The 26,767-nt window shown below is 65.6% G+C and carries 22 protein-coding genes; 9 read left to right on the top strand and 13 right to left on the bottom strand.

Annotated elements, in window-relative coordinates; all coding sequences use genetic code 11:
• Positions 1 to 6 precede the first annotated feature (6 nt).
• The 8 genes from AWB80_RS29295 to AWB80_RS29260 all read right to left on the bottom strand — a co-directional run bounded on the left by AWB80_RS29295 (position 7) and on the right by AWB80_RS29260 (position 11,528).
• A complete protein-coding gene (locus tag AWB80_RS29295; protein WP_061178178.1) occupies positions 7 to 2,091 on the bottom strand; it encodes a type VI secretion system Vgr family protein in 2,085 nt (694 codons plus the stop codon).
• Between the two features lie 271 nt (positions 2,092 to 2,362).
• A complete protein-coding gene (phaZ, locus tag AWB80_RS29290; protein ID WP_061178177.1) occupies positions 2,363 to 3,178 on the bottom strand; it encodes a poly(3-hydroxyalkanoate) depolymerase in 816 nt (271 codons plus the stop codon).
• A 90-nt stretch (positions 3,179 to 3,268) separates the two neighbouring features.
• The gene (locus AWB80_RS29285; RefSeq protein ID WP_061178224.1) at positions 3,269 to 4,939 is read right to left on the bottom strand and encodes an alpha/beta fold hydrolase; all 1,671 of its coding nucleotides are present in this window, start codon (positions 4,937 to 4,939) and stop codon (positions 3,269 to 3,271) included.
• A gap of 19 nt (positions 4,940 to 4,958) precedes the next feature.
• Complete coding sequence (locus AWB80_RS29280; RefSeq protein ID WP_061178176.1) at positions 4,959 to 5,423, bottom strand: MaoC family dehydratase; 465 nt, start codon at positions 5,421 to 5,423, stop codon at positions 4,959 to 4,961.
• The gene (locus AWB80_RS29275; protein ID WP_425266898.1) at positions 5,420 to 7,084 is read right to left on the bottom strand and encodes a fatty acid--CoA ligase; all 1,665 of its coding nucleotides are present in this window, start codon (positions 7,082 to 7,084) and stop codon (positions 5,420 to 5,422) included. The genes AWB80_RS29280 and AWB80_RS29275 overlap by 4 nt, the downstream gene beginning before the upstream one ends.
• Positions 7,085 to 7,100: 16 nt before the next feature.
• Positions 7,101 to 7,454, bottom strand: coding sequence for a BON domain-containing protein (locus AWB80_RS29270; RefSeq protein WP_061178174.1), 354 nt, complete (start codon positions 7,452 to 7,454; stop codon positions 7,101 to 7,103).
• 14 nt (positions 7,455 to 7,468) lie between these two features.
• Complete coding sequence (locus AWB80_RS29265; protein WP_061178173.1) at positions 7,469 to 8,593, bottom strand: porin; 1,125 nt, start codon at positions 8,591 to 8,593, stop codon at positions 7,469 to 7,471.
• A 241-nt stretch (positions 8,594 to 8,834) separates the two neighbouring features.
• A complete protein-coding gene (locus AWB80_RS29260; RefSeq protein WP_061178223.1) occupies positions 8,835 to 11,528 on the bottom strand; it encodes a winged helix-turn-helix domain-containing protein in 2,694 nt (897 codons plus the stop codon).
• A 186-nt stretch (positions 11,529 to 11,714) separates the two neighbouring features.
• On the opposite strand from AWB80_RS29260, the gene AWB80_RS29255 reads away from it, so the two are divergent.
• The 8 genes from AWB80_RS29255 (at position 11,715) to AWB80_RS29225 (ending at position 18,074) form a co-directional block, all read left to right on the top strand.
• Entirely contained in the window at positions 11,715 to 12,566 is an 852-nt protein-coding gene (locus AWB80_RS29255; protein ID WP_061178172.1) for a hemerythrin domain-containing protein, read from the top strand.
• Positions 12,567 to 12,611: 45 nt separating this feature from the next.
• A complete protein-coding gene (locus AWB80_RS29250) occupies positions 12,612 to 13,592 on the top strand; it encodes a quinone oxidoreductase family protein (protein ID WP_061178171.1) in 981 nt (326 codons plus the stop codon).
• Positions 13,593 to 13,603: 11 nt separating this feature from the next.
• Positions 13,604 to 14,452: a TauD/TfdA dioxygenase family protein gene (locus tag AWB80_RS29245; RefSeq protein WP_061178170.1), complete on the top strand. Its 849-nt coding sequence runs from the start codon at positions 13,604 to 13,606 to the stop codon at positions 14,450 to 14,452.
• A gap of 46 nt (positions 14,453 to 14,498) precedes the next feature.
• A complete protein-coding gene (locus AWB80_RS29240; protein ID WP_061178169.1) occupies positions 14,499 to 15,554 on the top strand; it encodes a beta-keto acid cleavage family enzyme in 1,056 nt (351 codons plus the stop codon).
• Between the two features lie 68 nt (positions 15,555 to 15,622).
• Positions 15,623 to 16,966 carry an MFS transporter gene (locus AWB80_RS29235; RefSeq protein WP_087131671.1) on the top strand — a complete coding sequence of 448 codons (1,344 nt, stop codon included), beginning with the start codon at positions 15,623 to 15,625 and terminating at the stop codon, positions 16,964 to 16,966.
• A 5-nt stretch (positions 16,967 to 16,971) separates the two neighbouring features.
• Positions 16,972 to 17,562 (top strand): RBBP9/YdeN family alpha/beta hydrolase, encoded by a 591-nt coding sequence (locus AWB80_RS29230; RefSeq protein WP_061178221.1) that lies wholly within the window; start codon positions 16,972 to 16,974, stop codon positions 17,560 to 17,562.
• Between the two features lie 15 nt (positions 17,563 to 17,577).
• Positions 17,578 to 17,772 carry a hypothetical protein gene (locus AWB80_RS43525; RefSeq protein WP_143328152.1) on the top strand — a complete coding sequence of 65 codons (195 nt, stop codon included), beginning with the start codon at positions 17,578 to 17,580 and terminating at the stop codon, positions 17,770 to 17,772.
• Between the two features lie 2 nt (positions 17,773 to 17,774).
• Positions 17,775 to 18,074, top strand: a complete 300-nt coding sequence (locus AWB80_RS29225) for a Rieske (2Fe-2S) protein (protein WP_061178168.1) — start codon at positions 17,775 to 17,777, stop codon at positions 18,072 to 18,074.
• 28 nt (positions 18,075 to 18,102) lie between these two features.
• Here the strand turns inward: AWB80_RS29225 and AWB80_RS29220 are convergent, their stop codons facing one another.
• Positions 18,103 to 18,747 carry a DsbA family oxidoreductase gene (locus AWB80_RS29220; RefSeq protein WP_061178167.1) on the bottom strand — a complete coding sequence of 215 codons (645 nt, stop codon included), beginning with the start codon at positions 18,745 to 18,747 and terminating at the stop codon, positions 18,103 to 18,105.
• A gap of 228 nt (positions 18,748 to 18,975) precedes the next feature.
• Between AWB80_RS29220 and AWB80_RS29215 the strand changes: the two genes are divergently transcribed.
• The gene (locus tag AWB80_RS29215) at positions 18,976 to 22,419 is read left to right on the top strand and encodes an autotransporter domain-containing protein (protein ID WP_160147480.1); all 3,444 of its coding nucleotides are present in this window, start codon (positions 18,976 to 18,978) and stop codon (positions 22,417 to 22,419) included.
• 48 nt (positions 22,420 to 22,467) lie between these two features.
• Here the strand turns inward: AWB80_RS29215 and AWB80_RS29210 are convergent, their stop codons facing one another.
• Genes AWB80_RS29210 through AWB80_RS29195 form a run of 4 tightly spaced genes read right to left on the bottom strand, consistent with a single transcriptional unit; the run spans position 22,468 to position 26,762 of the window.
• Positions 22,468 to 23,604, bottom strand: a complete 1,137-nt coding sequence (locus AWB80_RS29210; RefSeq protein ID WP_061178165.1) for a porin — start codon at positions 23,602 to 23,604, stop codon at positions 22,468 to 22,470.
• A gap of 30 nt (positions 23,605 to 23,634) precedes the next feature.
• Positions 23,635 to 24,534: a VOC family protein gene (locus tag AWB80_RS29205; protein WP_061178220.1), complete on the bottom strand. Its 900-nt coding sequence runs from the start codon at positions 24,532 to 24,534 to the stop codon at positions 23,635 to 23,637.
• Between the two features lie 16 nt (positions 24,535 to 24,550).
• Positions 24,551 to 25,399, bottom strand: coding sequence for a fumarylacetoacetate hydrolase family protein (locus AWB80_RS29200; protein WP_061178164.1), 849 nt, complete (start codon positions 25,397 to 25,399; stop codon positions 24,551 to 24,553).
• Positions 25,400 to 25,433: 34 nt separating this feature from the next.
• Positions 25,434 to 26,762 (bottom strand): MFS transporter, encoded by a 1,329-nt coding sequence (locus AWB80_RS29195; protein WP_061178163.1) that lies wholly within the window; start codon positions 26,760 to 26,762, stop codon positions 25,434 to 25,436.
• Positions 26,763 to 26,767 lie beyond the last annotated feature (5 nt).

Here is a 26,767-nt window from a genome sequence, read left to right as displayed (position 1 = left end):
TCAGGGTTACTCAGAGAATGAGGAAGGCGTCGACGTTTCATCAGGAGGGAGGCCGGGCATGGGCGTGCCATTGAGACCGAAAGCGCGCCCTGCGCCATCGGGATCGACGGTCAATGCCCCCTTGAGCCGGATCGCCGTACCTTCGATCTTGACACCGCTGCTGTCGAGCGTGATCGTGCCGCCCGGCCCCTGAATCACCGCGCGGTCGCTCGCCTGCAACTGGTACTTCTGAGTCTGCCGCTCGATGCTTTGGCCGGCGCTGAGCTTGTGATGCCCCTGCACGGTGTGCTCGACGTGGCCACCCACATCGATGATATGGTTCGCCGTCGTCTGGTCCTTGCGATCGTTTCCGACCTGCTCGACGCGGTCCTTGCCGATGTTGATCGTGTGATTGCGCTCGATATTCAGAAACGCATCTTGTCCGATGGTGTGCCGCCGGTCATGGCCGATGCTGACCTGCTCATCGTTACCGACGCTCTCCTTGCGGTCATGTCCGATGCCGATCGTCTCGTCGTGCTCGACGTTCTCGCTACGATCATTGCCAACGAAAGTCGTCTCATCGTGATTGACGTGGATGTTTTGATCCTTTTGCGCGTGGACGTAGATCTCCTCCTGATCTTTCTCGTCTTCGAAGCGCAGTTCATTGAAACCATCGCCCTTGTGCGTCTGGCTCTTGATCGTCATGCGCGTCTTGTGGCGCGGCAACTCATAGGGCGGCAGGTTGGTCGCGTGGTACGTCCTGCCGATGATGATCGGCTGATCCGGATCGCCGTCCAGGAATGCGACAATCACTTCCTGCCCGATACGGGGAATCGACATATGCCCCCACGTCGCGCCGGCCCAGTTCTGCGCCACGCGCACCCAGCAGGAGCTGTGTTCGTCGCTCTTCCCTTCCCTGTCCCAGGGCCACTGAATCTTGACCCTCCCCCACTCATCGCAGAAAATTTCCTCGCCCGCAGGACCCACCACGGTCGCGATTTGCGGCCCGTCGATGCGCGGCTTGGGAAGCAAAGGCGCCTTCCATTCGACATCGTCTCGCACCAACTCGGCGGTGTAGCTATAGTGCGTGCCCTGTTGAGCGTCGGCGGATTCTTCTTCCTGACTTACAGGCTGTTTGCCGTGGTGCTCGATCCGCACGGGCCGCCAGCCACGATTCCACTCGTCGCGCGGATGATCGACGAGCTGGAAGCACAGACCGGGCACCAGGCGCGCGTCGTCGCCTTCGGCGATCGCGATCTGTGCATCGTTTCGCAGTGCGAGAATGCGGGTTTGCGTAAAAGGCCGAGCGGCTTCATCGCGTTTGGCGCGCGCGGGGAAGTTATAGTTTTCGGACCCTCGGCCCTGATGATCGAGACTCACGCCGTCGGCGACGTGTTGCAGGTTGTACTGCGGATGCTTGAAAGTGTAGTCACGCTGCGTTTGGCGTGCGGTTCGTACCCGCTCGGCGTAGCGGAACGAACGCAAGCCCGGTTCGGGCGCGTCGCCACCGGGATTCGGATTGTAGGAGACCGGACCACCGTCGATTGCACCATGCACGATTAGCTTGTCGCCATGAATCAGTCGGTGGCCTTGCTTGGTATGGATATAGGCGTTGTACAGACCTTCTTCGGCGGCATTTCGATCGATAAAATGACGGACCGTTTCCCCTGCGTTCACGCAGTACTCGCGTGGTTCATGCGGCAGATAAATCCGCTGCTCGTAGTCAGTGATCCCCTGTTCATCCATCAGCGTCTGAAAAATTTGCAGGATGCTCTTTTGCTGGAACACTCGCCAATCGCTGGATAAATTCGCACGGGCCAGCGCGGCCTCCACCGTCACGTGATAGACCGTTCGCCGAAACCCCGTCTTGCCCTGCTCGAAGGCTGTCGCGATACCGTGGACATAACGCACCGGCGCGCCATCACGCCAGATGGTGAAGAGCGCGGGCTGATCCAGCACCTTGCCGAAGTCGATCTCGGGATCGCTGCTGGAGAGTTCGAGCTGGAGCGTGAAGGTCTCGGAGAGCGCTTCGGTGAGGCGGAACTCCCGCACATCGAAGGGCACGCCACTGACGGGTTCGAAAGTGAAGCGCTGGTCGGATTGACGCGGCATGAATAATCAGTTCCCCGAATGCCTCGCACGACGCGAGGCGAAGTCAAGTCGTTAAATGCAATGGGGCATCCGCAAGGAGAATCCCCGCGAACTGATTATGAGGAGAGGAGAAACTTCCCGACACAGGAAAATTCTTAATGCGACCCCGTTTTTGATGAGCAACGAATTTGGGGACGCGGACCAGATCACCTCGTGCTGGAAACAATCCGAGCTGTGTTCTCACGACTTACATAGGGCTCGACAGTCCTATCGACCATCGAGCGGTTCCGCACTACGCTTTCAGCAGGAAGTCGCGCACCAGCGGACCCACTTCATCCGTTTGCGTGATGAGAAAAAGATGCCCGTCCTCGATGACGCGAAGCGTCGCCCGACGGATGCGGCTGGCAATGATCTTCGCGTTGACGAGCGGAACGATCGGATCGTCGTCGCCGTGCATGACGAGAGTCGGCTGGCGCAGCGAACCGAGCCACAGCAGGCTGCTCCATCCGCACGTGGCGAGCAGCTGATACATGTATCCACGCCCGCCGGGCGCCTGAATATGACGCCCGTGTTCCGCCAGCAACCCGGGATCGCGCCTGTATGCGCCGCCATAAATTTCCGCGCCGATCTCCCGCAGATAATCGGGGTCCCGATAGCGGCGCGCCCCGACCAGCCTCGAAAGCACCGAAAGCCTGCCCGGTACCATGATGACGCCCGGCGAAGTCGCGGCCAGCACCAGCCGCCTGCAACGCGACGGATACAGATACGCGAACTGCTGCGCGAGCGCCCCGCCCCATGACACGCCGAGCACATCGACCGGTCCGTCATAGCCGAGTTGCGCGAGCAGCCGGTCGGCTAGCACGGCGAGCGTCGAGAAGCGATACGGCATGAGCGGCGCGGGCGATCCACCCACGCCGGGAATATCGAACATCACGACTTCCACGTCGCCGAGCGCGTCGACGAACGGCTGGATCAGTTCGAGATTCGCGCCGATGCCATTGAAGATGAGGAGCGGCGGCGACGCATCGCTGCCCTTCCAGATGCCGACGCGAAGCAGTTGCGCGCCGAGCGCGACGGTCTGTATATCCACTGTGCGCACACTTTTCATCGTTCTTGTCCATGTGAATGTCGACGAAACGCCGGGCAAGCGCGCGGCATTCCCCGGTGCGCTTGCCCACGTTTTACGTTTTGAGGCGGATCACGCCTCGTGAACATACGTTCCCGGCGCATCCCCGATACGTCGATGACGCTTGCTGCCGAGCGCTTTGGGCGCGGCGCGCAATGCGCCCGAGCGTTCGGCGAGCCATTCGCGCCAGTCGCTCCACCACGAATCCGCTACGGACCGGGACCCGGCGAGCCATTCATCGGCGTCTTCGGGCAGCGCCGCGTTGTGGAAGAACTTCGCCTTGGGATTGCCCGGCGGATTGATCAGGCTCTGAATATGGCCGCTCGAACTCAGCACATAGCGCGTCTTGCCGCCGAATGCGCGCGCCGTGTTGTAGACGCCTTTCCACGGCGTGATGTGATCGGTCGCGCCCGCCATGACGTAGGTGTCGCACGTGACCTCGGACAGATCGACCGGCGTGCCGAGCACAGTCAACGCCTTCGGCGTGCTGAGCAGGTTGCGCGAGAAGATGTCGAGCAACTGGCCGTGGAATGTCGCGGGCAGACGCGTGGTGTCGTTGTTCCAGTAGAGAATGTCGAAGGCCGGCGGCGCTTCGCCCATCAGATAGTTGTTGACCCAGAAGTTCCACACCAGATCGTTCGGTCGCATCCAGGCGAACATGCGGCCCATTTCGTCGCCTGCCAGCACGCCTTTGGCCTCGCTGTTGCGGTTGGCGATCTCGATGGCCTCGGGCGTGGTGAAAAGCCCGAGCTGCGATTCCGATGCATTGTCGAGCACCGCCACCATCAGCGTGGCCGCGTTGACGGTCTGCTCACCACGGCTTGCCAGATGGCCGAGCAGCGCCGAGATCGTCATCGCGCCGGAACACGCGCCGTGCAGGTTCACGGCCTCATGGCCGGTGATATCGCGCACCGCGCCGATCGCCTCGATCAGCGCGGCGACATAGGTGTCCATGTCCCAGTCGCGATGTTCCACGGTGGGATTGCGCCAGCTCACGGCGAACACCTGAAACTCGCTCTTGACCAGATATTCGACGATGCTCTTGTTCGCGGCCAGATCGAAGATGTAGTACTTGTTGACCTGCGGCGGCACGATCAATTGCGGGCACGCGTAGACGTTCGGCGTGACGGGCGCGTATTGAATCAATTCGAGCACTTCGTTGCGAAACACGACCGCGCCGGGCGTTGCGGCGAGATTGCCGCCGACCTCGAACGCGCGCTTGTCGACTTGCGATGGCATACCCTTGTTGCAGAGCGTGTCCGTCAGCATGTTTCGCATGCCGGCAACGACGCTCGCGCCGCCCGACTCGACGAGCTTTCTGAGCGCGGCGGGATTGCCCGCCAGCGTGTTGGTCGGTGCGAGCGCGTCGGTCACGAGCGACGTGACGAACTGCGCGCGTTCCTTGCTTTTGCCGTCGAGCGCCGAGCGTTCGACGAATCCGGCAACCGCGCTGCACCACGCCCGATACCCATGCAGCGTCGCGCGATACAGCGGCTGATCGCGCCATGCGGGATCGGCGAAGCGCTTGTCGTTCTGCTGCGGCAATGCCGACATCAGATCGCGCGCGAGCGCCGCGGTCTGCGTCAGCAGCAGCGCGGGATGCAGCACTGCCTGCGCGCCGATCTGCTGCGCGGCGGCGAGCATGTCGACGGCGCGCAGCCCGACGAACGGATTGGGGCCGGACATGCCATCGGTCGCGCCGGCCGTGATGTCGTCTTGTTCGCTGCTTACGTTTACTGCCATCTCCATCTCCATACTTTCGTCACGCGATGATCATCACGAGCGTCTGCGCGATCAGCGCGGGCTTGTCCTCGCCTTCTATCTGCAATTCGTTGTCCGTTCTGACGATCATGCGGCCATCGCCCTTCCTTTCGACCGCGGTCAGCACCACGCGGCTTCGCACGCGGGAACCGGATCTGACCGGCGTCATGAAGCGCACCTTGTCGAGCCCGTAATTCAGCGCAGCCGACGCATCCGGCGGGATCAGACCCACGTCGATTGCGAGCGTCGCCAGCAACGAAAGCGTCAGGTAGCCGTGCGCGATGGTGCCGCCGAACGGGCTCTCGCGTTTTGCGCGCTCCTCGTTCAGGTGAATCCACTGCGTGTCGCCCGTGCATTGCGCGAAGGCGTCGATGCGCGCCTGGTCGACGACGATCCATTCCGAGACACCCAACTCCGTGCCGACGAACTCGTCGATCGTCGCGATGCCGTATCCTGCGATGCTCATGATGTTGCTTTCCCTTCCGGCGTAACCGCGAACTGTTCGCGCAACCGCTTCTTGTTCAATTTGCCGACGCTGGTCTTGTCGAGTTGATCGACGATCTTCACGATCTGCGGCACCGCGTACTTCGAGATCCGTCCTGTCTCGCTGAACGCGAGCACGTGATTCCTGATGTCGTCCGCCGATGCAGGCGCTGCCGCTTGCGGCTTCAACACCACCAGCGCCACGGGGCGTTCGCCCCACTTCTCGTCCTTGATGCCGATCACGGCCACTTCGGAAACGGCCGGGTGCAGCGAGATCAGACTCTCGATTTCGAGCGACGACACCCACTCGCCGCCCGACTTGATCACGTCCTTGATGCGGTCGGTGATCTGCAGATATCCGTTCGGATCGATGTTCGCGACGTCCTGCGTGTGCAGATAGCCGCCGTCCCAAAGCTGCGCCGATGCTTCGGCATCCTTTAGATAACCTTGTGTGAGCCAGGGCGTACGCACCACGACTTCTCCGCTCGCGCGGCCGTCATGAACCGCGTCGATTCCCTCTTCATCCACGATATGCAGATCGACGAGCGGAAGCGGCAAGCCCGTCTTGCACCGCAGTTCGACCTGCTCGTCGAGATCGAGCGTCTCGCTGCCCGGCTTGAGTTGCGCGAGCGTCAGAAGCGGACACGTCTCCGACATGCCGTAGCCCGCGAAAATATCGATGCCGCGTTCGAGCGCCGCGCGCGCGAGTCCGTGCGGCAGCGCGCCGCCGCCGATGACCACTTTCCATCGGCTCAGATCGATGCTCTTCGCATCGCCGCAGCCGAGCAGCATGTGCATGATGGTGCCGACGCAATGCGAGAACGTGACGCCTTCATCGCGCACGAGCGCAAGGAGGCGCTCCGGCAGATAGCGACCGGGATAGACCTGTTTCACGCCCAGCACCGTGGCGATGTAGGGCATGCCCCACGCGTGCACGTGGAACATCGGCGTGATGGGCATGTACACGTCGCCGCGATGAAAGCGCTGCCCGGACACCGGGCTTGCGAGCGCCGCCATCCCTGTGATGGTGTGCAGCACGAGCTGACGGTGCGAAAAATAGACGCCCTTCGGCAGGCCGGTCGTGCCGGTCGTGTAGAAGGTCGTGGCGCGCGTGTTTTCGTCGAAATCCGGGAAGTCGTACGCGGGCTCGCTGGCGGCCAGCATGCGCTCGTATTCGTCCGCGAACGGGATCGTGTGCGCGCTCGCTTCGCTGCCTGCGTCGTCGATCCAGATGAAGGTGCGCACCGTTTCGAGCTGATCCCTGATCGATTCGATCACGGGCAGAAAGTCGGTATGGAGCAGCAGGATCTGCGCGCCCGCATGGTTGATCGTGTAGGCGATTTCCGCGGGCGAAAGCCGCACGTTGACCGTCTGCAACACGGCGCCCATCATCGGAATGGCGAAGTAGCATTCGAGGTAGCGATGGCTATCCCAGTCAATCACGGCCACCGTGGTGCCCATGCTCGCGCCGTGACGAGAGAGACCATTGGCGAGACGCGCGAGGCGCTCGCGCATGGCGCGGTAGGTCAGGCGCGTCTCGCCGCGATACACGATCTCCTGATCGACCGCATGGGCGAGCGGCGTATGCAGCAGATGCTTGATGAGCAACGGATAGGCATACGCTGCGGGGGATGATTCGAACATGTCGTGATTCATTTGATTACTGCCCGAAATTGCGCTGTACGGTCAATTTGTTGGTCACCGACGTGACGCCGGGAACGCCTTTCGCCAGCGCGCCCGCCTTGTCGATCTGCGCCGGCTCGGTCACGGTGCCGGTCAGCGTCACGGCGCCATTCGTTGCGCGAACCCCGATGTTTCCGGCATCGATACGCTTGTCTTTCGCGAACGCGGCGTACACGCCGTTGCGCAGCGCGCGATTTTCTTTTTTCGTCGCGACAGGCGCGCTCGCGGCCGACGCCATCGCGGGGTCGCTCGCCGCCGCCATCGTTTCGCCGGCCTGAAGGCTCGCGCCGATCGACGCCAGTACGATCAATGCTGCACTGATTCTCTTCATGGGTTGGTCCGTTCTTAGAAGTTATGGCGGATGCCGATCATCGCGGCCGTGGTCGACTCGCCCGGCGCAACGGGTTGTCCATAAACGATCGTCTGGTTCATGGTGCCGTGATTGTCGACATAGCCGACTTGCGCATAGGCGAGCGTGCGCTTGGACAGGCTGTATTCCGTGCCCACCGCGAATTCGCTCGAATGATTCGTCGAATTGTTCTTGTCCTTCAGGTAGTAGAAGCCGGACGTCACCTTCAGAACCGGGTTGAACCTGTATCCGAGGCCGACCGAATACAGGTCGTAGTCCGCGCGACCCGCGTTGGCCGGATTCTTGCCGTGGCTGTACGAGCCCGATACCGAGAAATCGCGGAACGTGTACATCGCGCCGAAGTACGTGAAGCGATTGTTGTTGAGCCCCGTCGGCGCGACGCCGGGCAACGGGCTCGCGTCGTGTCCGTTGTAGTAGACCGCGGCCAGGTTCAGGCCGTAGTTCGAATACTTCAGCACGGCGGATTCACGCGTGCCGCCCTGGAACTCGCCCGGAACACCGCCCGGCGCGTATTCGAGCGCGAGCGACGCACCGTAGAATTTCGGCGACTCATAGACCAGCGCGTTGCTGTCGTACAGCGCGCCGATCGCGCCGTTCGTGCTCGTGCCGGTCCAGCCGGCCGCCTGGTTCATGCCGAGCCACGCGGTGAGAATGCTGCCGAAGTACTGCGCGCCGCGCACGTCGGTTTCGAACATCGCGTAGACCATCGGCACGATCTGCCGGCCTGCGTTGAAGGTGCCGAACGGCCCGGACAGACCGACTGTCGCGAACTGATTGAATTGCGCGGACACGCCTGGCGTGTCGGAGAGGCCGAACTTGCCCGTGCCGGTATCGAACGAACCCTGCAATCTGAAGTTGACGCGGTATCCGCCGCCCAGTTCTTCGCTGCCCTTGAGGCCCCAGAAACTGGCGTAGATGCCGCCGTCCTTCAATCGATACACCTTGCCGAGATTGGGCGCGTTCGGTGCGAAGGACGCCGCCGACGTGCTCTGATAGAGCAGGCCAGAATCGACGACACCGTAAAGCGTCACCGAGCCTTGCGCGGAAGCGGCGCCGGAACAGGCCATCAATGCGGCGAAGCATGAGCGTCTGAGTTTCATGAGGTCTCCATATTTTTTATCGGCTTGAGCGTTCGCATCGGGCAAACGTAGCCAGGGCCGGTCGATCGGGCAATCGTCGGATCGATTGCTTCACGGAATCGCGGCGCGCAGAGCGACGCGACGGCGCGTGAAGTCATGGAGCAAGAATACGGAAGGGGGGCGATTCAAGCCCCTCTCGCGACGGGAGGGGGCGACAAGCGCGAACATCAGCCGCGCGCGGGCGGCCGATTGCGCCGCGGTCTTACTGGGTGCCTTCGAGCAGGCCGAGCACGACGGCGCGGCGCACCGCGTGCTTGCGCGAACTCGCGTCGAGCTTGCCGAAGAGATTCTTCAGATGCCACTTGACGGTGCCCTCGCCGATCATCCCCGCGCGCGCGATTTCCTTGTTCGTCAGGTTGCGCGCCAGCAGTTCGAGAATCTCCCGCTCCTTGGGCGTCAGCACGACGCACGGCACCGCGCGCGGCCCGCCCGTCTCGCGCGGATGCGGCCGCACGTTCGGCAAGGCCGCCGGTACTGTGCCGGTGTTTTCAGCGTCCGCTGCGTCGCGCGTGCGCCGGGCCCAGTCGGCGAGCGAGGGATGCGCGTCGATCAGCGTGCGCACCAGCCTGAAGGTCTGCGCGAGATTCATCGCTTCGAGCAGCAGCGCGGTTGCATCGACGCCCGTCTGTTGTTTCGCGAAGGCGCGCAAGGCCAGGATTTCGATGCGGAACCGGCCCATCTTCAGCGCGTCGGCCTGCGTGCCCGCAGCATCCAGCACGTCGAGCGCCTGCGGCCAGTTGCGCGCGGCGATGGCCGCGTCGGCATGCGCGAGCCGTTGCATCAGCACGACCGACTCGCGCCACAGCGCGCCGCGCCCCGCCTCGCGATCCAGAATCTCGTCGATGCGGCGCACCAGCGCCTGACAGGTCTCGTTACGATAGCGGCCCGCGTGCATGCGGACCTGCTCGGCCAGACTCGCGACGCACAGGCGCGGCTGACAGCGGCTCACGCCCAGCGCGTGCAAGGCTTCGAGCATGTCGAGCGCGCGATGTTCGCCGCCGCGCGCCGCCGCAATGCGCGCCGCCGTGCGATACGCGAGCATGACGGTCTCGGGCGGCGCGCCGCGTTCGAGCACGTCCAGGCGGTTCGAGAGCAGCGCCGCCGCTTCGTCCAGCCGGTCGTCTTCGTAGGCGATCGCCGCGCACGCCACCGCGAAGATGCAGCTCAGCGGATGCCGGCGGCTCAGGTCCGCCTCGGCGCTCGCGAGCGCGGGCTTCAGCACCTCTTCGGCGAGCGACATCTGGCCTTCCCACAAATAGCTGGCCCCGGTGATGTGCTCGCCCCAGCGCACGAGATAGTCGAGCGTGCCGGAGCCGTCGCCGGAACGCACGCGCTGCTGCGCGCGGCGCGCCTGCGCCGGCTCGCCGAGCAGCATCGCGCGGGCGGCGAGCCGGTTCGCATGAACCTGCGCGAGCCACGATCCGCCATCGGGCGGCGCTTCGGCCCACGGTTCGAAGAGCGCCACGAAGCGGTCGGGTTCGTCGGCGAAATACGCGGCCGCGCTCAGGATCAGCGCGCACTCGTAGCGCAGGGTCGTATCGACGGCCGGCCCGGCGAGAATATGCTCGATCTGGCGCTGCGCCTCCGCGTGGCGCTGCCCGACCGCGAGCGCCCATGCGGCGGCGAGACGCAAGCGGGGGCGCTGTTCCAGTTCCGGCTCCGGAATCAGATCGAGCCAGTCGAGTACGAGGCTGAGATGCCCGTGACGCACCGCATCGAGCAGGCTGCGCTCCGCCAGTTCGAAGGCGGTCCGGTGCTCGCCGGCCGCATGCGCGTGCCGCGCGGCCTCCTCGATCATGCCGCGGCCGACGAACCATCGCATCGCGCGCGCATGCAGCTCCTCGCGCTCGGCGGCAGGCAGCGCCGCGAGGCGCACGCGCAACGCGTCGCGCACGAGCGTGTGCAGCCGGCACCACGCGCTGTCTTCGACGGCGATGAACACAGGCGTCTCACGCACCAGGCGCGCGAGACGTTCCGGCGTTTCCGCGCGGCCCGTCAGCGCCTCGCATAGCTCCGGATGCAGCACGTCGACCGCGCTGATGCGGGTGAGAAAGGCGTCGTCTTCCGGCGAAAGATTGGCAACCAGCGCGCCGACGAGATGTTCGCGCAGACCGCCCGGCCCCGACGCGATCGTTTCGACCGCCTTGCGCGGGTCCGCCGCATGCGCCATTGCGGCGAGCGCGAGCTGGATGCCGAGCGGCCAGCCGTCGGTGACTTCGAACAGGCGCGCGCACGCGTCGGCGTCCACGCGCTCGCCAAAACGGTTGCCAATCAGCGCGATCGTTTCATCGAGCCGGAAGCGCAACGCATCCGGTCCGACGAGCGTGCCGTGGCCGTACGCGAGCAGATCGGCCATCGGCGCTTCGAGACCGCCGCGTCCCGCCACCACGACGCGCAGGTTCTGCGGGGCGTTGTGCAGCAGGTAGGCGAGCAGTCCGGCGCCGGCGGCAGGCAGCCGCTCGGATTCGTCGATGATGAGCACGACGTCCAGCGACAGCAGCGCGATCTCGGCGAGCCAGCCCGTCGCGCCGTCCAGATTGCCCACCGCCGCGAGCGCGCCGTCGGGCAGCATCGAGCCGAAGCCGGCGCGCGCGCAGCCCGTGCGCACCGCCTGCACGAGCCCGCGCAGGAGCCGCTCGGGATCGTCGCGCTCGTCGGCCTGCAGCCACGCCACGGCGATCCCGCGCGCCAGATACTCACGTCGCCACTGCGCGAGCAGCGAGGTTTTCCCGTAGCCGGCGGGCGCCTGCACGAGCGTGATCTGGCGATCGCGGTAATGCGCGGCATCCGCGCTGAGCCTGAGCCGCACGAGGAGGTTGAGGGGCGCGCGTGGCGCGATGGTCTTGAGGACCAGTTCGGTCGTCGAGGGTGCCGCGCCGCTTGTGGTGGGGGCCATCGGGAACAGGTTGGACTGAAGGATCGAGCGGCCCGCGCGGGCCGCATCGGCTGGGATCGCGCCCACAGCATCGTTCGAATGACCGGGGGGCGTCAACCCCTCCCTTCGCGAGAGGGTCGCACGAACAATCCCTGCACTACGATGCAGATGAGTTCAGGCACACACCCCAATCCAGCGCACAACGCCATGTATCAGCATCTACTCGTTCCTGTCGAGGACACCGACGCCAGCGTCGAAGCAATCGGCCATGCGACCGAATTCGCGTGGGCCATCGGCGCGCGCATCACTTTTCTGCAGGTGTCGTCGGCCGGCGCGCACGCCGACGAATGGCTGGCGCGAGCCGAAGCCGGCGCCCGCGCACAGGGCGTGGCCTGCACGACGGTCGTCGCCAGCGGCGATGACTCATTCGACACGCTGATCGCGCAGGCCCGCCGCCACGGTTGCGATCTCATCTGCACGAGCGCAAGCCCGGCGGCGGCGATGACCACGGACGGCGTCTTGCCCGGCGTGCTGTCGTGCGGCACGGACCGGCGGCCCGCAGTGGCGGCGTCGATCGGCGCGCTCCTGAACGCGCATCGCAGGCTCGCCGACACGCTCAACGAATGGCTCGACACGCTGCGCGCCGCGCGCGAGCGAGACGCCGTGCCGAGCACGGCGGCGATGCAAGAGCTGGTCCGCAGGCTGCACGAACTGCCTGCACGCGGCGCCGGGGCGCGCGCAAAAACCTCGCTGTTCCGCTGCCTGCGCAAGCGCACATCGGCGGTCAATGCCGAACTCGCCGAACTCGAGCGCCTGCATCAACGCGACGAGGAACTGCTCGATGAACTCGCCCGGATGATCGGCCAGGACACGCCGATACCCGACGTTCTCGAACAGGCCGTGAGCGCCTATGCGCGCTTCGCCTGGGACTGGATGGGCCGCGAACAGGGCGTGATTCTGCCGGCGGCGCGGCGTTATCTGAGCTACGCCGACTGGTCGGAAGTAGACGGCGAATTCAATTCCGCGGCGCCGGTCGACCGGGTCGCGAAACAACACTGAACACGTTGCGAGCCTGACGGCCCGCGCGCATGAATGGAGAGACACATGGCACATGCAATCCGCTTTCACGAAACCGGCGGTCCCGAAGTATTGCGATGGGAAGAAGTCGCGGTCGGGATGCCCGGTCCCGGACAGGTACGCCTGCGTCACGAGGCCGTTGGTCTGAATTTCGCCGATACGTACTTCCGCTCCGGCCTCTATCCCGTCCCCCTGCCCGCCGGCATGGGCGTGGAAGCGGCGGGGGTGGTCGAGGCCATCGGAGAAGGCGTCGATCAGGTGAGCGTGGGCGACCGCGTGACCTACACTGGCTTCATCAACACGCTCGGCGCGTACAGCACCGAACGCCTCGCGCCAGCCGCCGCGCTCGTGCGGCTGCCCGCCGGCATCGAATGCGCCACCGCCGCCGCGATGACCATGCGCGGCCTGACCGCGTCCTATCTGATGCGCCGCATTCACGAGTTCAAGGCAGGCGACTCGATCCTGCTGCACGCGGCAGCCGGCGGTGTCGGCCTGATCGTGTCGCAGTGGGCGCGCCTGCTTGGCGTGACGGTGATCGGCACGGTGTCGAGCGAGGCGAAGGCCGAAGTTGCGCGTGCGCACGGCTGCGACCACGTCATCAATTACAGCCACGAAGACGTCGCGAAACGGGTGCGGGAACTGACGGACGGCGCCGGTGTGAACGTCGTGTTCGATAGCGTCGGCAAGGACACGTTCGAATCGTCGCTCGATTCGCTGCGCCGCCGCGGCCTGATGGTCTGCGTCGGCACCGCGTCCGGTCCGATTCCGCCGTTCAATCCGCAGTTGCTCGCGATGAAAGGCTCGCTCTATCTGACGCGCCCCGCGCTGGCCGATTACATCGCCGATCCGGCCGAGAAGAAGGCGCTCGCGGACGAGCTGTTCGGGCACGTCGCGAGCGGGCGCATCCGCATCGAGATCAACCAGCGCTATGCGCTGCAGGATGCCGCCCAGGCGCATCGCGATCTCGAAGCGCGCAAGACCACCGGTTCATCCATTTTCGTCGTGTGAGGAGACACATCATGCGCGTCGAACAACTTACCTGCTCCATCGGGGCCGAACTCAGCGGCGTGAACCTCGCGGACGCGGTGCACGACGACGGCCTGTTCGCGGAAATCCGCGCCACGCTGCTCAAGCATCGCGTGCTGTTCCTGCGCGATCAGGACATCACGCGCGCCGACCATGTCGCGTTCGCCCGCCGCTTCGGCGAGCTGGAGGATCATCCGGTCGCCGGGAGCGATCCCGAGCATCCGGGTCTGGTGCGTATCTACAAGAATCCCGACCAGCCCAACGACCGCTACGAAAACGCATGGCATACCGACGCCACCTGGCGCGCCGCGCCGCCTTTCGGCTGCGTGCTGCGCTGCGTCGAATGTCCGCCGGTCGGCGGCGACACGATCTGGGCGAACATGGTCCTCGCTTACGAGAACCTGCCCGAGCACATCAAGACGCAGATCGCCGATCTGCGCGCGCGCCACAGCATCGAGGCCAGCTTCGGGGCCGCCATGCCGGTCGAAAAGCGGCTCGCGCTCAAAGCGCAGTTTCCCGACGCCGAACACCCGGTCGTGCGCACGCACCCTGAGACGGGCGAGAAGACGCTCTTCGTGAACGCGTTCACTACGCATTTCACGAACTATCACACGCCTGAGCGCGTGCGTTTCGGCCAGGACGCCAATCCGGGCGCGGGCCAGTTGCTCGCCTACCTGATCAGCCAGGCGTACATCCCGGAACACCAGGTCCGCTGGCGCTGGAAAAAGAACAGCGTCGCGATCTGGGACAACCGCAGCACGCAGCATTACGCGGTCATGGACTACCCGCCGTGCCATCGCAAGATGGAACGCGCCGGGATCATCGGCGACGCGCCTTACTGATCATCGCGCCTTACATACATCGATCCTATTTACGCTGGAGCACCCCATGCAATTCCTCGACGATTCGCTGCACCCCGAAAACCAGGACAAGGTCGTCATCACGGTCGCGCCGTACGGCCCCGAATGGATGCCCGCCGACTTCCCCGAAGACATTCCGGTCACCATGGAAGAACAGGTCCAGAAGGCCGTCGACTGCTACGAGGCGGGCGCCACCGTGCTGCATCTGCACGTGCGCGAACTGGACGGCAAGGGTTCCAAGCGCCTGTCGAAGTTCAACGAACTGATCGCGGGTGTGCGCGCGGCGGTGCCGGACATGATCATTCAGGTGGGCGGCTCGATCTCGTTCGCGCCGGAAAACGACGGTCAGGCGGCCAAGTGGCTGTCCGACGATACCCGTCACATGCTCGCCGATCTCGATCCGAAGCCCGACCAAGTGACCGTCGCGATCAACACGACGCAGATGAACATCATGGAGTTGCTGTATCCGGAGTATCTGGAAGGCACCTCGCTCTCGAATCCGGCGTTCATGGCCGCGTACAGCGAAATGACGGTTCCGGCCGGCCCCGCGTGGGTCGAGGAGCATCTCAGGCGACTGCAGGCGGCCAACATCCAGCCGCATTTCCAGCTCACCGGCATCCATGCGCTGGAAACGCTCGAACGCCTCGTGCGCAAGGGCGTCTACACGGGTCCGCTGAATCTGACGTGGATCGGCATCGGTGGCGGTTTCGACGGCCCGAACCCGTTCAACTTCTTCAACTTCGTCCACCGCGCGCCGGATGGCTGCACGCTGACGGCCGAGTCGCTGCTGAAGAACGTGCTGCCGTTCAACATGATGGCGATGTCGATGGGCCTGCATCCGCGCTGCGGCATCGAGGACACGATCATCGATCAGCACGGCAACCGCATGACGTCGGTGCAGCAGATCGAGCAGTGCGTGCGCGTCGCGCGTGAACTGGGCCGCGAAATCGCGAGCGGCAAGGAAGCGCGCGAGATCTACAAGATCGGCGTGCAATACAAGGACGCCGACGAGACGCTCGCGCAAATGGGCATGGCGCCGAACCGCAAGGCGGGCCAGGTCAACCTTCCCCTGCGCGCGGCCTGAAGCCCGGCTATCACTCTCAGGCGCGAACGGCTCGCAGAAGCCAGCGCCGGACATCGGAGGAGACAATTTTGCAAATCGACTGCACAGGGCCGCACGCGCGCGACATCGCCGCGCCCACGGCCACATCACGCAAATACGCGTGGATCATATTCGCACTGACCTTCGGACTGCTGCTGTCCGACTATATGTCGCGACAAGTTCTGAACGCGGTGTTTCCGCTGCTGAAACAGGCCTGGGGTCTGTCCGACACACAACTGGGTTCGCTCAGCGGCGTGGTGGCGCTGATGGTCGGCGTGCTGACCTTCCCGCTCTCCGTGCTGGCGGACCGCTGGGGCCGCGTGCGCAGCCTCATCATCATGGCGACGCTCTGGAGTCTCGCCACGCTCGGCTGCGCCATCGCCACCAACTACGGCGAAATGCTGCTGGCGCGCGCCTTCGTGGGTCTCGGCGAGGCGGCGTACGGAAGTGTGGGCATCGCGCTCATTCTCAGTATTTTTCCGCCGCATCTGCGCTCGACGCTCACCGGCGCGTTCATGGCCGGCGGCGCGTTCGGCTCGGTGCTCGGCATGGCGCTGGGCGGCTTTGTCGCCGTGCATCTCGGATGGCGCGCGTCGTTCGGCGCGATGGCATGCTTCGGCATCGTGCTGGTGATCGTCTACCGGCTGGTGGTGTCGGACGCGCGCATTGCGGCGCGCTTTCCCGATCGCCAGGCGGCCAGAGAGGAAGCCGCAGGCATGCGCACGAGCCTGCGCGCGCTGATCGCAGGACTCTTTTCGACGGTCTCGGTGGTCTGCGCCTATGTCGGCAGCGGATTGCAGCTCTTCATCATGGGCGCGGTGATCGCGTGGATGCCGAGCTTTCTGAATCGCTATTACGCGATGCCCGCGGACAAGGCCGCCGCGGGAGCCGCGGTCTTCGTGCTGCTGGGCGGGCTCGGCATGGTCGCGTGCGGCGTCATCACGGACCGCATCTGCCGACACGCGCCCTCGCGCAAGTGGCTCACGGCGCTGGCCTATTGCCTGATCTCGCTCGTGCTGCTTTCCGTCGGCTTCAGGCTCGACGCCGGCCCGTTGCAACTCGTGCTGCTCGGGGCGGGAATCCTGGTGGTGGCGGGCACGTCCGGACCGGCGGGGGCGATGGTGGCGAATCTCACGCCATCGGCGATCCATGCGTCCGCCTTCGCGACGCTGACGCTCGCTAACAACCTGCTCGGCCTCGCGCCCGGTCCGCTCGTCACCGGCATGATCGCCGACCGCATCGGCCTGCTGGGTGCGTTGCAGGTCATTCCTTTCGTGAGTCTGGCGGCGATGCTCGCGTTCGCCATCGGCCGCGCGAGGTATGTGCGTGATCTGAGCCGCATCGACGCATTGCGCGGTCAGGCCGCGAACAACAAGCCTTCATTGCACGTATGAGCATCATGCAATCCAACTCGACGCCCACGATCCTGATCGTTCCGGGACTACGCGATCATGTTGACGATCACTGGCAGACCCTGCTCGAACGCAGGCTTACCCGTGCGCGCTCGGTGCCGCCGCTGGAGCACGACAAGCTAAGCTGCGCGGCCCGCGTCGCCGCGCTCGATGCGGCGCTGGCGCAAATCGACGGACCGGTCGTGCTCGTCGCGCACAGCGCGGGCGTCATGATCACCGTGCACTGGGCGCAGCGCCACACACGGCAGATTCACGGCGCCCTGCTCGCGACGCCGCCCGATTTCGATGCGCCGATGCCGCCGGGTTACCCGTCGCCGGACATCCTGCAGCGGGAAGGATGGCTTCCCGTTCCGCGCGCGCGTTTGCCGTTTCCGAGCATCGTCGCCGCCAGCACCAACGATCCGCTGGCGCGCATCGAACGCGTCGAGGAACTCGCGCACGCGTGGGGCAGCCGTTTCGTCGATATCGGCGCTGCCGGCCATCTGAATCCCGCGTCGGGGCACGGCGAATGGCCGCTCGCCGATGAACTGATCGCCGAACTCTGCGACGAACGCCCACGCCAATCCGCTTCCCTTTGATGGAGAACCCTGCAAATGTCAGATCACGTACAGACCGCATCGTCGACGCAAGTCGCCACTATCGTCGAGCAGAAGGATTCAAACACGAGCCGGCGCGCAAGGGAAACGTCGGCATCGGCGGCGCGAACCTGGGCGTGGGGACGAACCCGCGAACCGTATGACTGGATGGACGCGCATACACCGTCAGGAGACCTGAAATCGTGGCGGTGAACATGGCGCTTGCCCGCGCCGACGATCTGAAACCCGGCTCGCGCAAGATCGCATTCATCGACGGGCGCAGCGTCGTGCTGTTCAATATCGATGGCGCCATTCACGCGATCGACAACTCGTGCCCGCACAACGGCGCATCGCTCGCGAATGGCCGGCTGGACGGCCACGTGCTGCAATGCCCGGCGCACGGCCTGCGTTTCGACCTCGCGTCGGGGTGTGCGGTCGGCGCGCCGGGTTTGTGCCTGACGAAGCTGCCCGTCGAAGCGATCGACGGCGAACTCGTGACGCCACGCGTCGATTGATTCCGAAGGCCTCGGCGACGCACGCCTCTTACGCCTGCTCGCCGATGACCTTACGTATCGCTTCTTCGAACGCCTCGGACGGCTGACCGCCGCTCACGAGGAACTTCCGGTCCAGGATGATCGCGGGCACGGACTGAATCCCCAATTGCTGAAACTCGCGCTCTTCCGCGCGAACTTCATCGGCATACGTGCCGCTCTCCAGAATTTCGCGCGCCTTGTCGCCGTCGAGGCCGACGCTTCGGGCCGCTTCGATCAGGACGTTCCGATCGCTCGGGTCCTTGCCCTCGCCATGATACGCGCCCAGGAGCGCGAGCTTGAGCGGCAACTGCCTGCCTTCGATGCGCGCCCAGTGCAGCAGCCGATGCGCATCGAACGTGTTGTAGACCCGGTTGCGTTCGCCGAAAACAAAGCCTTCGCGCGCGCCGCGCTCGCGGATCACGGCCTGCGCCTCCTTGATCTGCTCGGGCGTGCGGCCGTACTTGCGGCCGATGTAATCGACAATGCGCTCGCCCTGCGGACCCATGTCAGGATTCAGCTCGAACGGATGCAGCGTGATATGCGCATCGACTTCATCGCCGAGGCGCGCCAGCGCGCGTTGCAGGGAAGCCAGGCCCACGGCGCACCACGGGCAGGCGATGTCGGACACGAAGTCGATTTGAAGCGGTCGGGACATGGGCGTTGTTGTCAGAGAGTCGATAAGGATTCGACACGCTAGCTCAATTCGGCGTGGTCTGCAGTCTTCAGCGGCCGAGCAGCACGAGCGTGCCATTCAGCGGCGCGCCGAATATTTCCTAGGTGTTCACTAAATATTTCAAAAAATTTGCCGTCAATGACCCGGAGAACGGGCACGACAGCGCGGCTGCCCGACGACGTCAATCAAAATCAACTGAACAGGCAGCTCATGAGTGTGCAGCATCAGGTATTCCGCATCGTCAAGGTGTGCGGCAAGACCGTTTCCGCGGGTATCGGCGTTCTCTGCTGCGCATTGCCGGTCAATGCGCATGCCTCGACCTTCCTCGATTTCTCGAACGGCCTGACGGGCTGGACGCAATCCGGCTCCGTCGCCGTGCTCAGCACGACGAACGCCTTCACCGTGGGCGGCCAGCCTTACTCGCTCACGCCGGCGGTCGGCGACCAGATGGCGAAGATCACGCCGGGCGGCGGATACAACCAGGTCGGAACCGTGGAAGCGAGCTTCGGGCTGACGCCGGGCAGCATCAGCAATCTCGTGAGCGGCACGACGAACTACGGCTACATCTACAAGCAGTTCACGCTGTCCGCGGGCACTTATTCCTTCGCGTGGGCGTATGCCGCGAACGACTACCAGCCCTTCAATGACGGCGTCATGTTCTCGGTCGCGGGCCAGGGCACCCAGCAGGTCGGCATTCTGGCGCTCAACGGCGCGTCGCCGACGTACGTGCCCGCGCAGGCGAGCACGCTGGTGCTCGGCAGCTACGGCACGACCCAGTGGATCATCACCAGCTTCACGATCGGCGCCACGGGCACCTATACGATCGGCTTCGCGGATTTCAACTACAACGACACCTCGGTCAGTCCGGTGTTCTATGTCGCTTCGAAGCCCGGCACGTTCACCGGCAACGCGGTCGCGACGACGGGCGGCGTGCCTCCTTCCGACATCGACACCAGCACGCCGTACTTCTCGTCGAGCAATCTCGGCACGAGCGTGAACCCCGTGTTCAGCGGCGGCACGCTGCGCGTGGACAGCGCGACGGTCGCAAGCGCGCTCTCGATCGGCGCGGCCGGCGGCACCATCGACCAGAACGGCCAGACGTCGACGTTTTCCGGCGTGATCGCCGACGCCGCGAGCGGCGCGCCCGGCGCGCTCAGCATCGTCAACAATGCGAGCGGCGGCAGCGTGACCTTCACGGGCGTGAACACCTACACAGGCGCGACGCATATCGGCGCGGGCGCGACGCTCGCGCTGGCGGGCGCGGGCAGCATCGCGGCGTCCTCGGGCGTGTCGAACGATGGCATGTTCGACATCTCGGGCCTCGCGGCGGATACGGCCGTCACGTCGCTTTCCGGCAGCGGCCAGGTCGCGCTGGGCGCGCGCACGCTGTCGCTCTCGAACGCCGCGGGCACTTTCGACGGGACGATCTCCGGCACGGGCGGGCTGCGCGTGCAGGGCGGCACCGAAGTGCTCGCCGGCAACAACACCTACAGCGGCGGCACGACGCTCGCCGGCGGCTCGCTGAATGTCGCCTCGGATACGAATCTCGGCGCAGCGGCGGGCGCTCTCACGTTCCACGGAGGCGACCTCACGGTCACGCAGTCGATGGACACGGCGCGCGCGATCGTCATCGGCGCCGAGGGCGCCTCGCTGACGACGCTCACTGGCGTCACGCTCGCTGCGAGCGGCCCGATCAGCGGGACGGGAAGCCTCGTGAAGAACGGCGCGGGCACGCTCGCGGTGAGCGGCGCGAACACCTTCACGGGCGGCACGCTCATCAATGGCGGCACGGTGCAGATCGGCAACGGCTCGTCGCTCGGCAGCGGCGCGATCGTGCTGAACGGCGCCACGCTCGGCACGACCGCCTCGCTCACCGCCGCCCAGCAGCTCATCGTGACCGGCGCGTCCACGGTCGATGTCGCCGCGGGCACGAGCGCCGTGCTGTCGGGCGCCATCGCGTCGGCCGGGGGCACCGCCTGCCTGAACAAGTCCGGCGGCGGCGCGCTCACCATCGCTGGCTCCGCGTCGCTCGCGAGCGGCGCATGCGTCGCGGCCGGCACGCTGCGCGCGAACGGCTCGATCACCGGCGCGGTCGATGTGCTCGCCGCGGGCACGCTGCGCGGCGTCGGCGCGATCGACGGCGCGCTCTCGGTGAGCGGCCGTCTCGCGCCCGGCAACTCGCCGGGCACGCTCGCGGTCAACGGCACGGTGACGATGAACCCCGGCAGCACCTTCGAGGTGGACATCGACGGAACGGGCACCGGCACGGGCGCAGGCAACTATTCGCGACTGCTGGTGTTCGGCGCGAATCATCCGTTCATCGCCGCGGGCACGCTCGCGCCGCTGTTGCGCGGCATCACCGGCGACGCGACCAATACCTTCGTGCCGAGTCTCGGCGATACCTACCGCATCGTGACGGCCGAGGGCGGCATCAGCGGGCGCTTCGACGCGCTCGCGCAGCCTTCGGACGGGCTGCGGGCGGGCACGCGCCTGCAGGCGTTCTACGACATGAACGGCAGCAACAGCATCGACTTGCGCGTGACGCCGGTTTCCTACGCGACGACGCTCGCGGCGGAAAACGACAACGCGCGCGCGGCCGCCGCGCTGCTCGACACGATCATGGGCGCGCAGGACAAGGGCAGCGCGTCCGCGCTGCAGAGCCAGCTGATCTATGGGGTGGCCGGTGCGCAGGCGGCGCAGATCGGGCCGGTAGCGAAGACGCTCTCCGGCGAGATCCACGCGGACATGGCAGCAGCCGCGCCGCGCGCGGCACTCGGCGTGCAGGGACAGGTCGCGTCGCATCTGTCGGACATCGCGACGGGCGGCATCGACCACGGTCAGACGCTCTGGGCGAACGTCACGCACGGCAACAACACCTCGGCCAGCGACAGTCACGCCTCCGGCTTCACCTCACGCGACAACCAGGTGGCGACCGGCGCGGATATCGTGCGCAACGCCACGACGAAGGTGGGCGTCGGCTTCGCCTACACGCAGACCAACGTGTCGGCGGATGCGGGCAACGGCGCGATCGAGGAAAGCATGGGCTTCGTGTACGGGCAGCATGCGCTCGGCCGCGTGCTGCTCGACGGCACGCTCGGCTATGGCGCGCAAAGCTGGGACACGCATCATGCCGACGCCCTCGGCGCCACCTCCGGGCTGACCAGCGGCACGCACGGCCGCGACGTGCTCGCCGCCACGGGCGTGCGCCTGCCGGTGGACATCGGCACGCAGCGGCTGGAGCCGTTCGCCCGGGCGATCTACCAGCACGTGTCGCGCGACGCGAGCTCGGAAGGCTCGGCCTCGCCTGCGGCGCTGTCGCTCGACAGCTACTCGGGCAACGGCGTGCGCATGATGACGGGGCTTGCCGGCGGCTCGCGTGTGCAGGACCCGCTCGCGCAGCGCGTGACCTACCGCTTCACGGCGGCCGTGGGCGTCGATGCCGGCAGTCTCACGCGACCGAGCGTCGACGCGAACCTGGCGGGACTCGGCCTCACGACGACTTCGCCGCATTCGGGGCGCGTGTTCGGGCAACTCGGTCTCGACGGCACGCTGCGGGTGTCGAAGAACGGTCATCTGTTCGCGCATGTCGAAGGCGAAGCGGCGGCTCGCCGGACCGCATATGGCCTGACGGCCGGCGCGCGCGTCGCGTTCTGAGGTTCGATGTCGAAGCAGAGCGGATCGCGACGCGCGCGGTCCGCTCGATCAGAACGAGTGACGGATGCCCGCCATCACGCCGAGTTGACCGACGCCCGCATTCGGCGTCGTGCCCGGACCGCCCTGGCTCAGCGTGTAGCGCGCCTTCGCGCTGTTGAAGACATACCCGCTTTGCAGATAGACGCCCGTGCGCTTGGACAACAGATAGGTGCCGCGCAGCGCGGCGAGCGTCGCGCGCGTGTCCTGCGCCGTGTCGACGGTGCGATACACGCCGCCATCGACGAACATCGCCGGTGTGACGAAGTACGTGCCGGTGAGATAGAAGATGTCGGTATGCACATCGGCGAGCGTCGGCGACACCGTCTGCACGCGGCGTCCGAGCCAGCCGCCGCCCACTTTCAGCTGGCCGAGCTTGATATAGCCGTTCAATTGCGTGCGGGCGTCCTTGTCGCCGCTGTTGGTCAGCGCAATCGGCGCGGTTCCGTTGAAGAGATTCGCGGCGGCGCCCGGGCCGCCGCGCTGCTCGTCGTAAGACGCCGCGACGCCGAACGCATTCGCGTCGTAGCGCAGGAGTACCGACCACTGCCGGCATGCGTTGTAGTTGCCGGGAATCGCACCCGCACAGGTTCCCTGTCCGGGCGAGTTGCCCGTTCCGGCCGAATCGCGGCCGAGCGCATACGTGCCGCCTATCGTGACGCCGCTGAAGGTGCCTTTATAGGCGACCGTGTTGTCGCTGCGCGCATTGGGCATGTATGAATCGAGCGAGCCGACGCCACCGTAGATATCCGGTCCGAGCTGATCGGCATCGACGATGGCCCAGTAGGACATGGTGTACTGCCGCCCGAAACTGAGCGTGCCGAAACGGTTCGACACGCCGACCCACGCCTGCCGGCCGAACAGGCGGCCGCCCTGATTGACGTCGCCCGAGCGGACGTTGAAACCGTTCTCCAGCGTGAAGATCGCCGAATATCCGCCGCCCAGGTCCTCGACGCCGCGCATTCCCCAGCGCGAGGGCAGCGAGCCGGTGATGCCCGGCATCCGCACGACCTTGTCGTCGGTCGGTCCCGCGTGCGTGACGAGTTCGATACCCGTATCGAGAATCCCGTACAGCGTGACGCTGCTTTGCGCGTGCGCGCCGCAGCACAGCGAAAGCGCGGCAGCGCCCGCCATCATCTTGCGTTTCATGTCTCCGTCCTTTTATGTTTTTAGCGATGCCTATGCTTCGGTGTTGTGTATGAAGTTCTCCGGCACGGGCGGTCCCCATAGGTAGAGCGAATCCTCCGGCGCGAAATCGCCCGCAGGCCACGCGTGTCCCGCCGACACGAAATCGATATCCGCCGAGTACTCGCAGAACGATCCCCACGGGTCTTCCACGTAATGGAAGTAGTTCGAGCCGAGCACATGACGTCCCGTGCCCCAGCCTTTCGTGTAGCCGGCGGCCGCCATCTGCGCTGCGCCTTCGCCCACGCGGTTCACGTCATCTACGTCCCACGCCGCGTGATGCCAGCCGCGCGCGCTGCTCTTCGCGAACGCGACGAGGTGATGATCGCTGCCGTACGGCGCATGCGTGAACGCGATGACGTCGCGCGACTGGTCGGAGAGGCGCAGGCCCAGCGCCGCGCCGTAGAAGCCGACCGCGCGCAGCACGTCCGGCGAAAACAGCAGCACGTGCGAAAGGCGGTTCGGCCTGACCTCTTTCACCTCGGAACGCGTGCAGTTGCCGCGCTCGTCCGCTGCGGCGCCCATGACCGCATGCGGCGTCTTCGATGACGGACTCGTCTTCGTTCCCGCCTTGACCTGAATGAGATTGCCATCGGGATCGCGGAACCAGACGCCCTCGTCGCCATCGACAAATCGCGCGCCTGCGTGTTGCGCTTGCGCGCGAATCGTTGCGAGATCGTGCTCGAAACAGTTGAAGCTCAGATACGCCAGCGACTTGTCCGCCGCGGGCAGCACGCGCGCCCAGCGCCAGCCATCGGCGGCGCGCAGTTCGAGTTCGTCTCGATGCGCGCCCGCACGCGTTACATCGAGACCGAATGCCTTGAAAAAGCGCTCGGCTTCATCGACTGAAGGCACGTTGAGCGCGAAGTGATCGACCGAATGAACGGCAGCCATGATCGCCTCCCGAGGTTCAGCGCGCCGGTTCATCCGCGATGACATTGCGCAGCACGCCCATGCCTTCGACGCTCACTTCGCACACGTCACCCGCCTTCATCAGCAACTTCGGCGTGCGCGCCCAGCCGATACCCGAAGGCGTGCCGGACACGATCACATCGCCGGCTTCGAGCGTGATCGCCTCGCTGATGATGCTGATGAGCGAGGCCACGTCGAACACCAGCTCGTCGGTATTCGCGGACTGAACCACTGCGCCGTTCACGCGCGTTTCCAGCCGCAGGCCCCTGACGCCCGGCGGCAGTTCATCGGCGGTGATGAGATCGGGGCCGAACGCGCCGGTCGCATCGAAGTTCTTGCCCACGGTCCATTGCGGCGTCTTGAACTGATATTCGCGCACGGAGCCGTCGTTGAAGAGCGAATAACCCGCCACGCAGGCGAGCGCATCGTCCTTTGCGATATGACGCCCGCCCTTGCCGATCACCACCGCGATCTCCCCTTCGTAGTCGAGTCCTTCGGAGTCCGCTACATCTGGGCGGATCATCGGCTGATCGTGCGCGACGAGGCTCGTGTTCACGCGCAGAAACAGCGTCGGATACGCGGGCTGCTCGTAGTTGCTCTCCTTCGTGTGATCGGCGAAATTGAGTCCCACGCAGATGATCTTCGGCGGGCGCTGCAAGGGCGGCAGCAAGCGAAGGCCCGCCATCGGCAGTTTCTCTTCGCTGGCGTTCGCGCGAGCCCACTCGTTCAGATCGACGCCGCGCGCCAGCACCGATTCCAGCGGCTCGGTGCCGAGCACGCGTACATCGTCGCCATCGCGCACGCCGAGCGTCGCTTGTCCTTCCCTGATGAAATTCACGAACCGCATGTCTTGATCCTTTATCGAATGAAAATTGAAATGTTCAGGCGCGCGACCGATACACCCAGCCGTTCGCGAGCATCGCCAGTCCGGCGATGACGACGGGCGCCGCGAACAGCGCGAAGGCGGCCGGCAGCGAATGGAAGGTCGCGAGCAGCACGCCGCCCGTCATCGAACCGATGATCGATCCGATGCGGCCCACGCCGAGCGCCCAGCTCACGCCAGTCGCGCGCGCCGCCGTCGTGTAGAAGCCGGCGACCAGCACGTTTGCGCCGGTCTGCGCGCCGGACAGCCCGAAGCCCGCCATGAACACCGTGACGTACACGAGGAACGGCTCGCCGATCGCCACGCCGATCAGCGCGATCGACACCGCCGCGATCGCATACGAGCCGGACAGCACGAAGAACGGATTCATCCGGTCCATCAGCCGCGCGTTGACGAGCGATCCGAGCGTGCCGCCGAGCGGCAGCATCGCGCCGACACGCGCCGCATGCGAGGCGTCGATGCCCGCGCTGGTGATCACCGTCGGCAGCCAGCTACTGACCTGGTAGTAGACCCACAGCGTGCAGAAGAACGCGATCCACAACAGCAGCGTGCCCGTGCGATAACGCGTGGAAAACAGCGTGCCGATCACGCTTTGTTGCGCGTCCTCGCGCCTGGCGTCTTCGGGCGCGAGGCTGTCGATCGGCGTATTCGCATCGCCGGTCAGGCGTTCGATGGTGCGGCGCGCTTCCTTTGCATAGCGCGGCTTGCCGGCCATGAAGCGGATCGATTCGGGCAGCCACAGCCAGATCACCGGCGCGAGCAGCAACGGAAACACGCCGCCGAACACGAACACGCCCTGCCATCCGAACGTGGGCAACAGCAGCGACGCGACCGCACCGCCGCCCGCGAGGCCGAGCGTGAAGCCGCAGAACATCAGCGTGACGCGCATCGCTCGGCCGCGCGGCGGGCTGAATTCGGAGGACAGCGTGATCGAGTTGGGCATCGCGCCGCCGAGTCCCGCGCCGGTCAGAAAGCGCAGCGCGACGAGCCATCCCGCCGACGGCGCGTAGGCGCAGGCAAGACTGCCGAGGCCGAACAGGATCAGCGAGATCACGATGACCCGTTTGCGGCCGATGCGATCCGCGAGCGGCCCGAAGAGAAAGCTGCCGACCGTAAGGCCGAAGAGGCCCGCGCCGAAGATCGGCCCGAGCTGCGCTGGTGTCAGCGACCATGCCGATTTCAGAAGCGGCGCGACATAGCCGACCGACGCGACATCGAAGCCATCGGCGGCGACGACGAGAAAGCAGAGAACCAGCGTCAGAACCTGCAGTGGCGAGGTCTTCGCTTCATCGGCGATGCCTTGCGGTGCAACGGATTGCGCATGCATGTTGG

It is taken from the genome of Caballeronia pedi (assembly GCF_001544915.2).
GTDB classification, from domain to species: Bacteria; Pseudomonadota; Gammaproteobacteria; order Burkholderiales; family Burkholderiaceae; genus Caballeronia; species Caballeronia pedi.
This window is presented reverse-complemented; position numbering and strand designations above follow the sequence as displayed.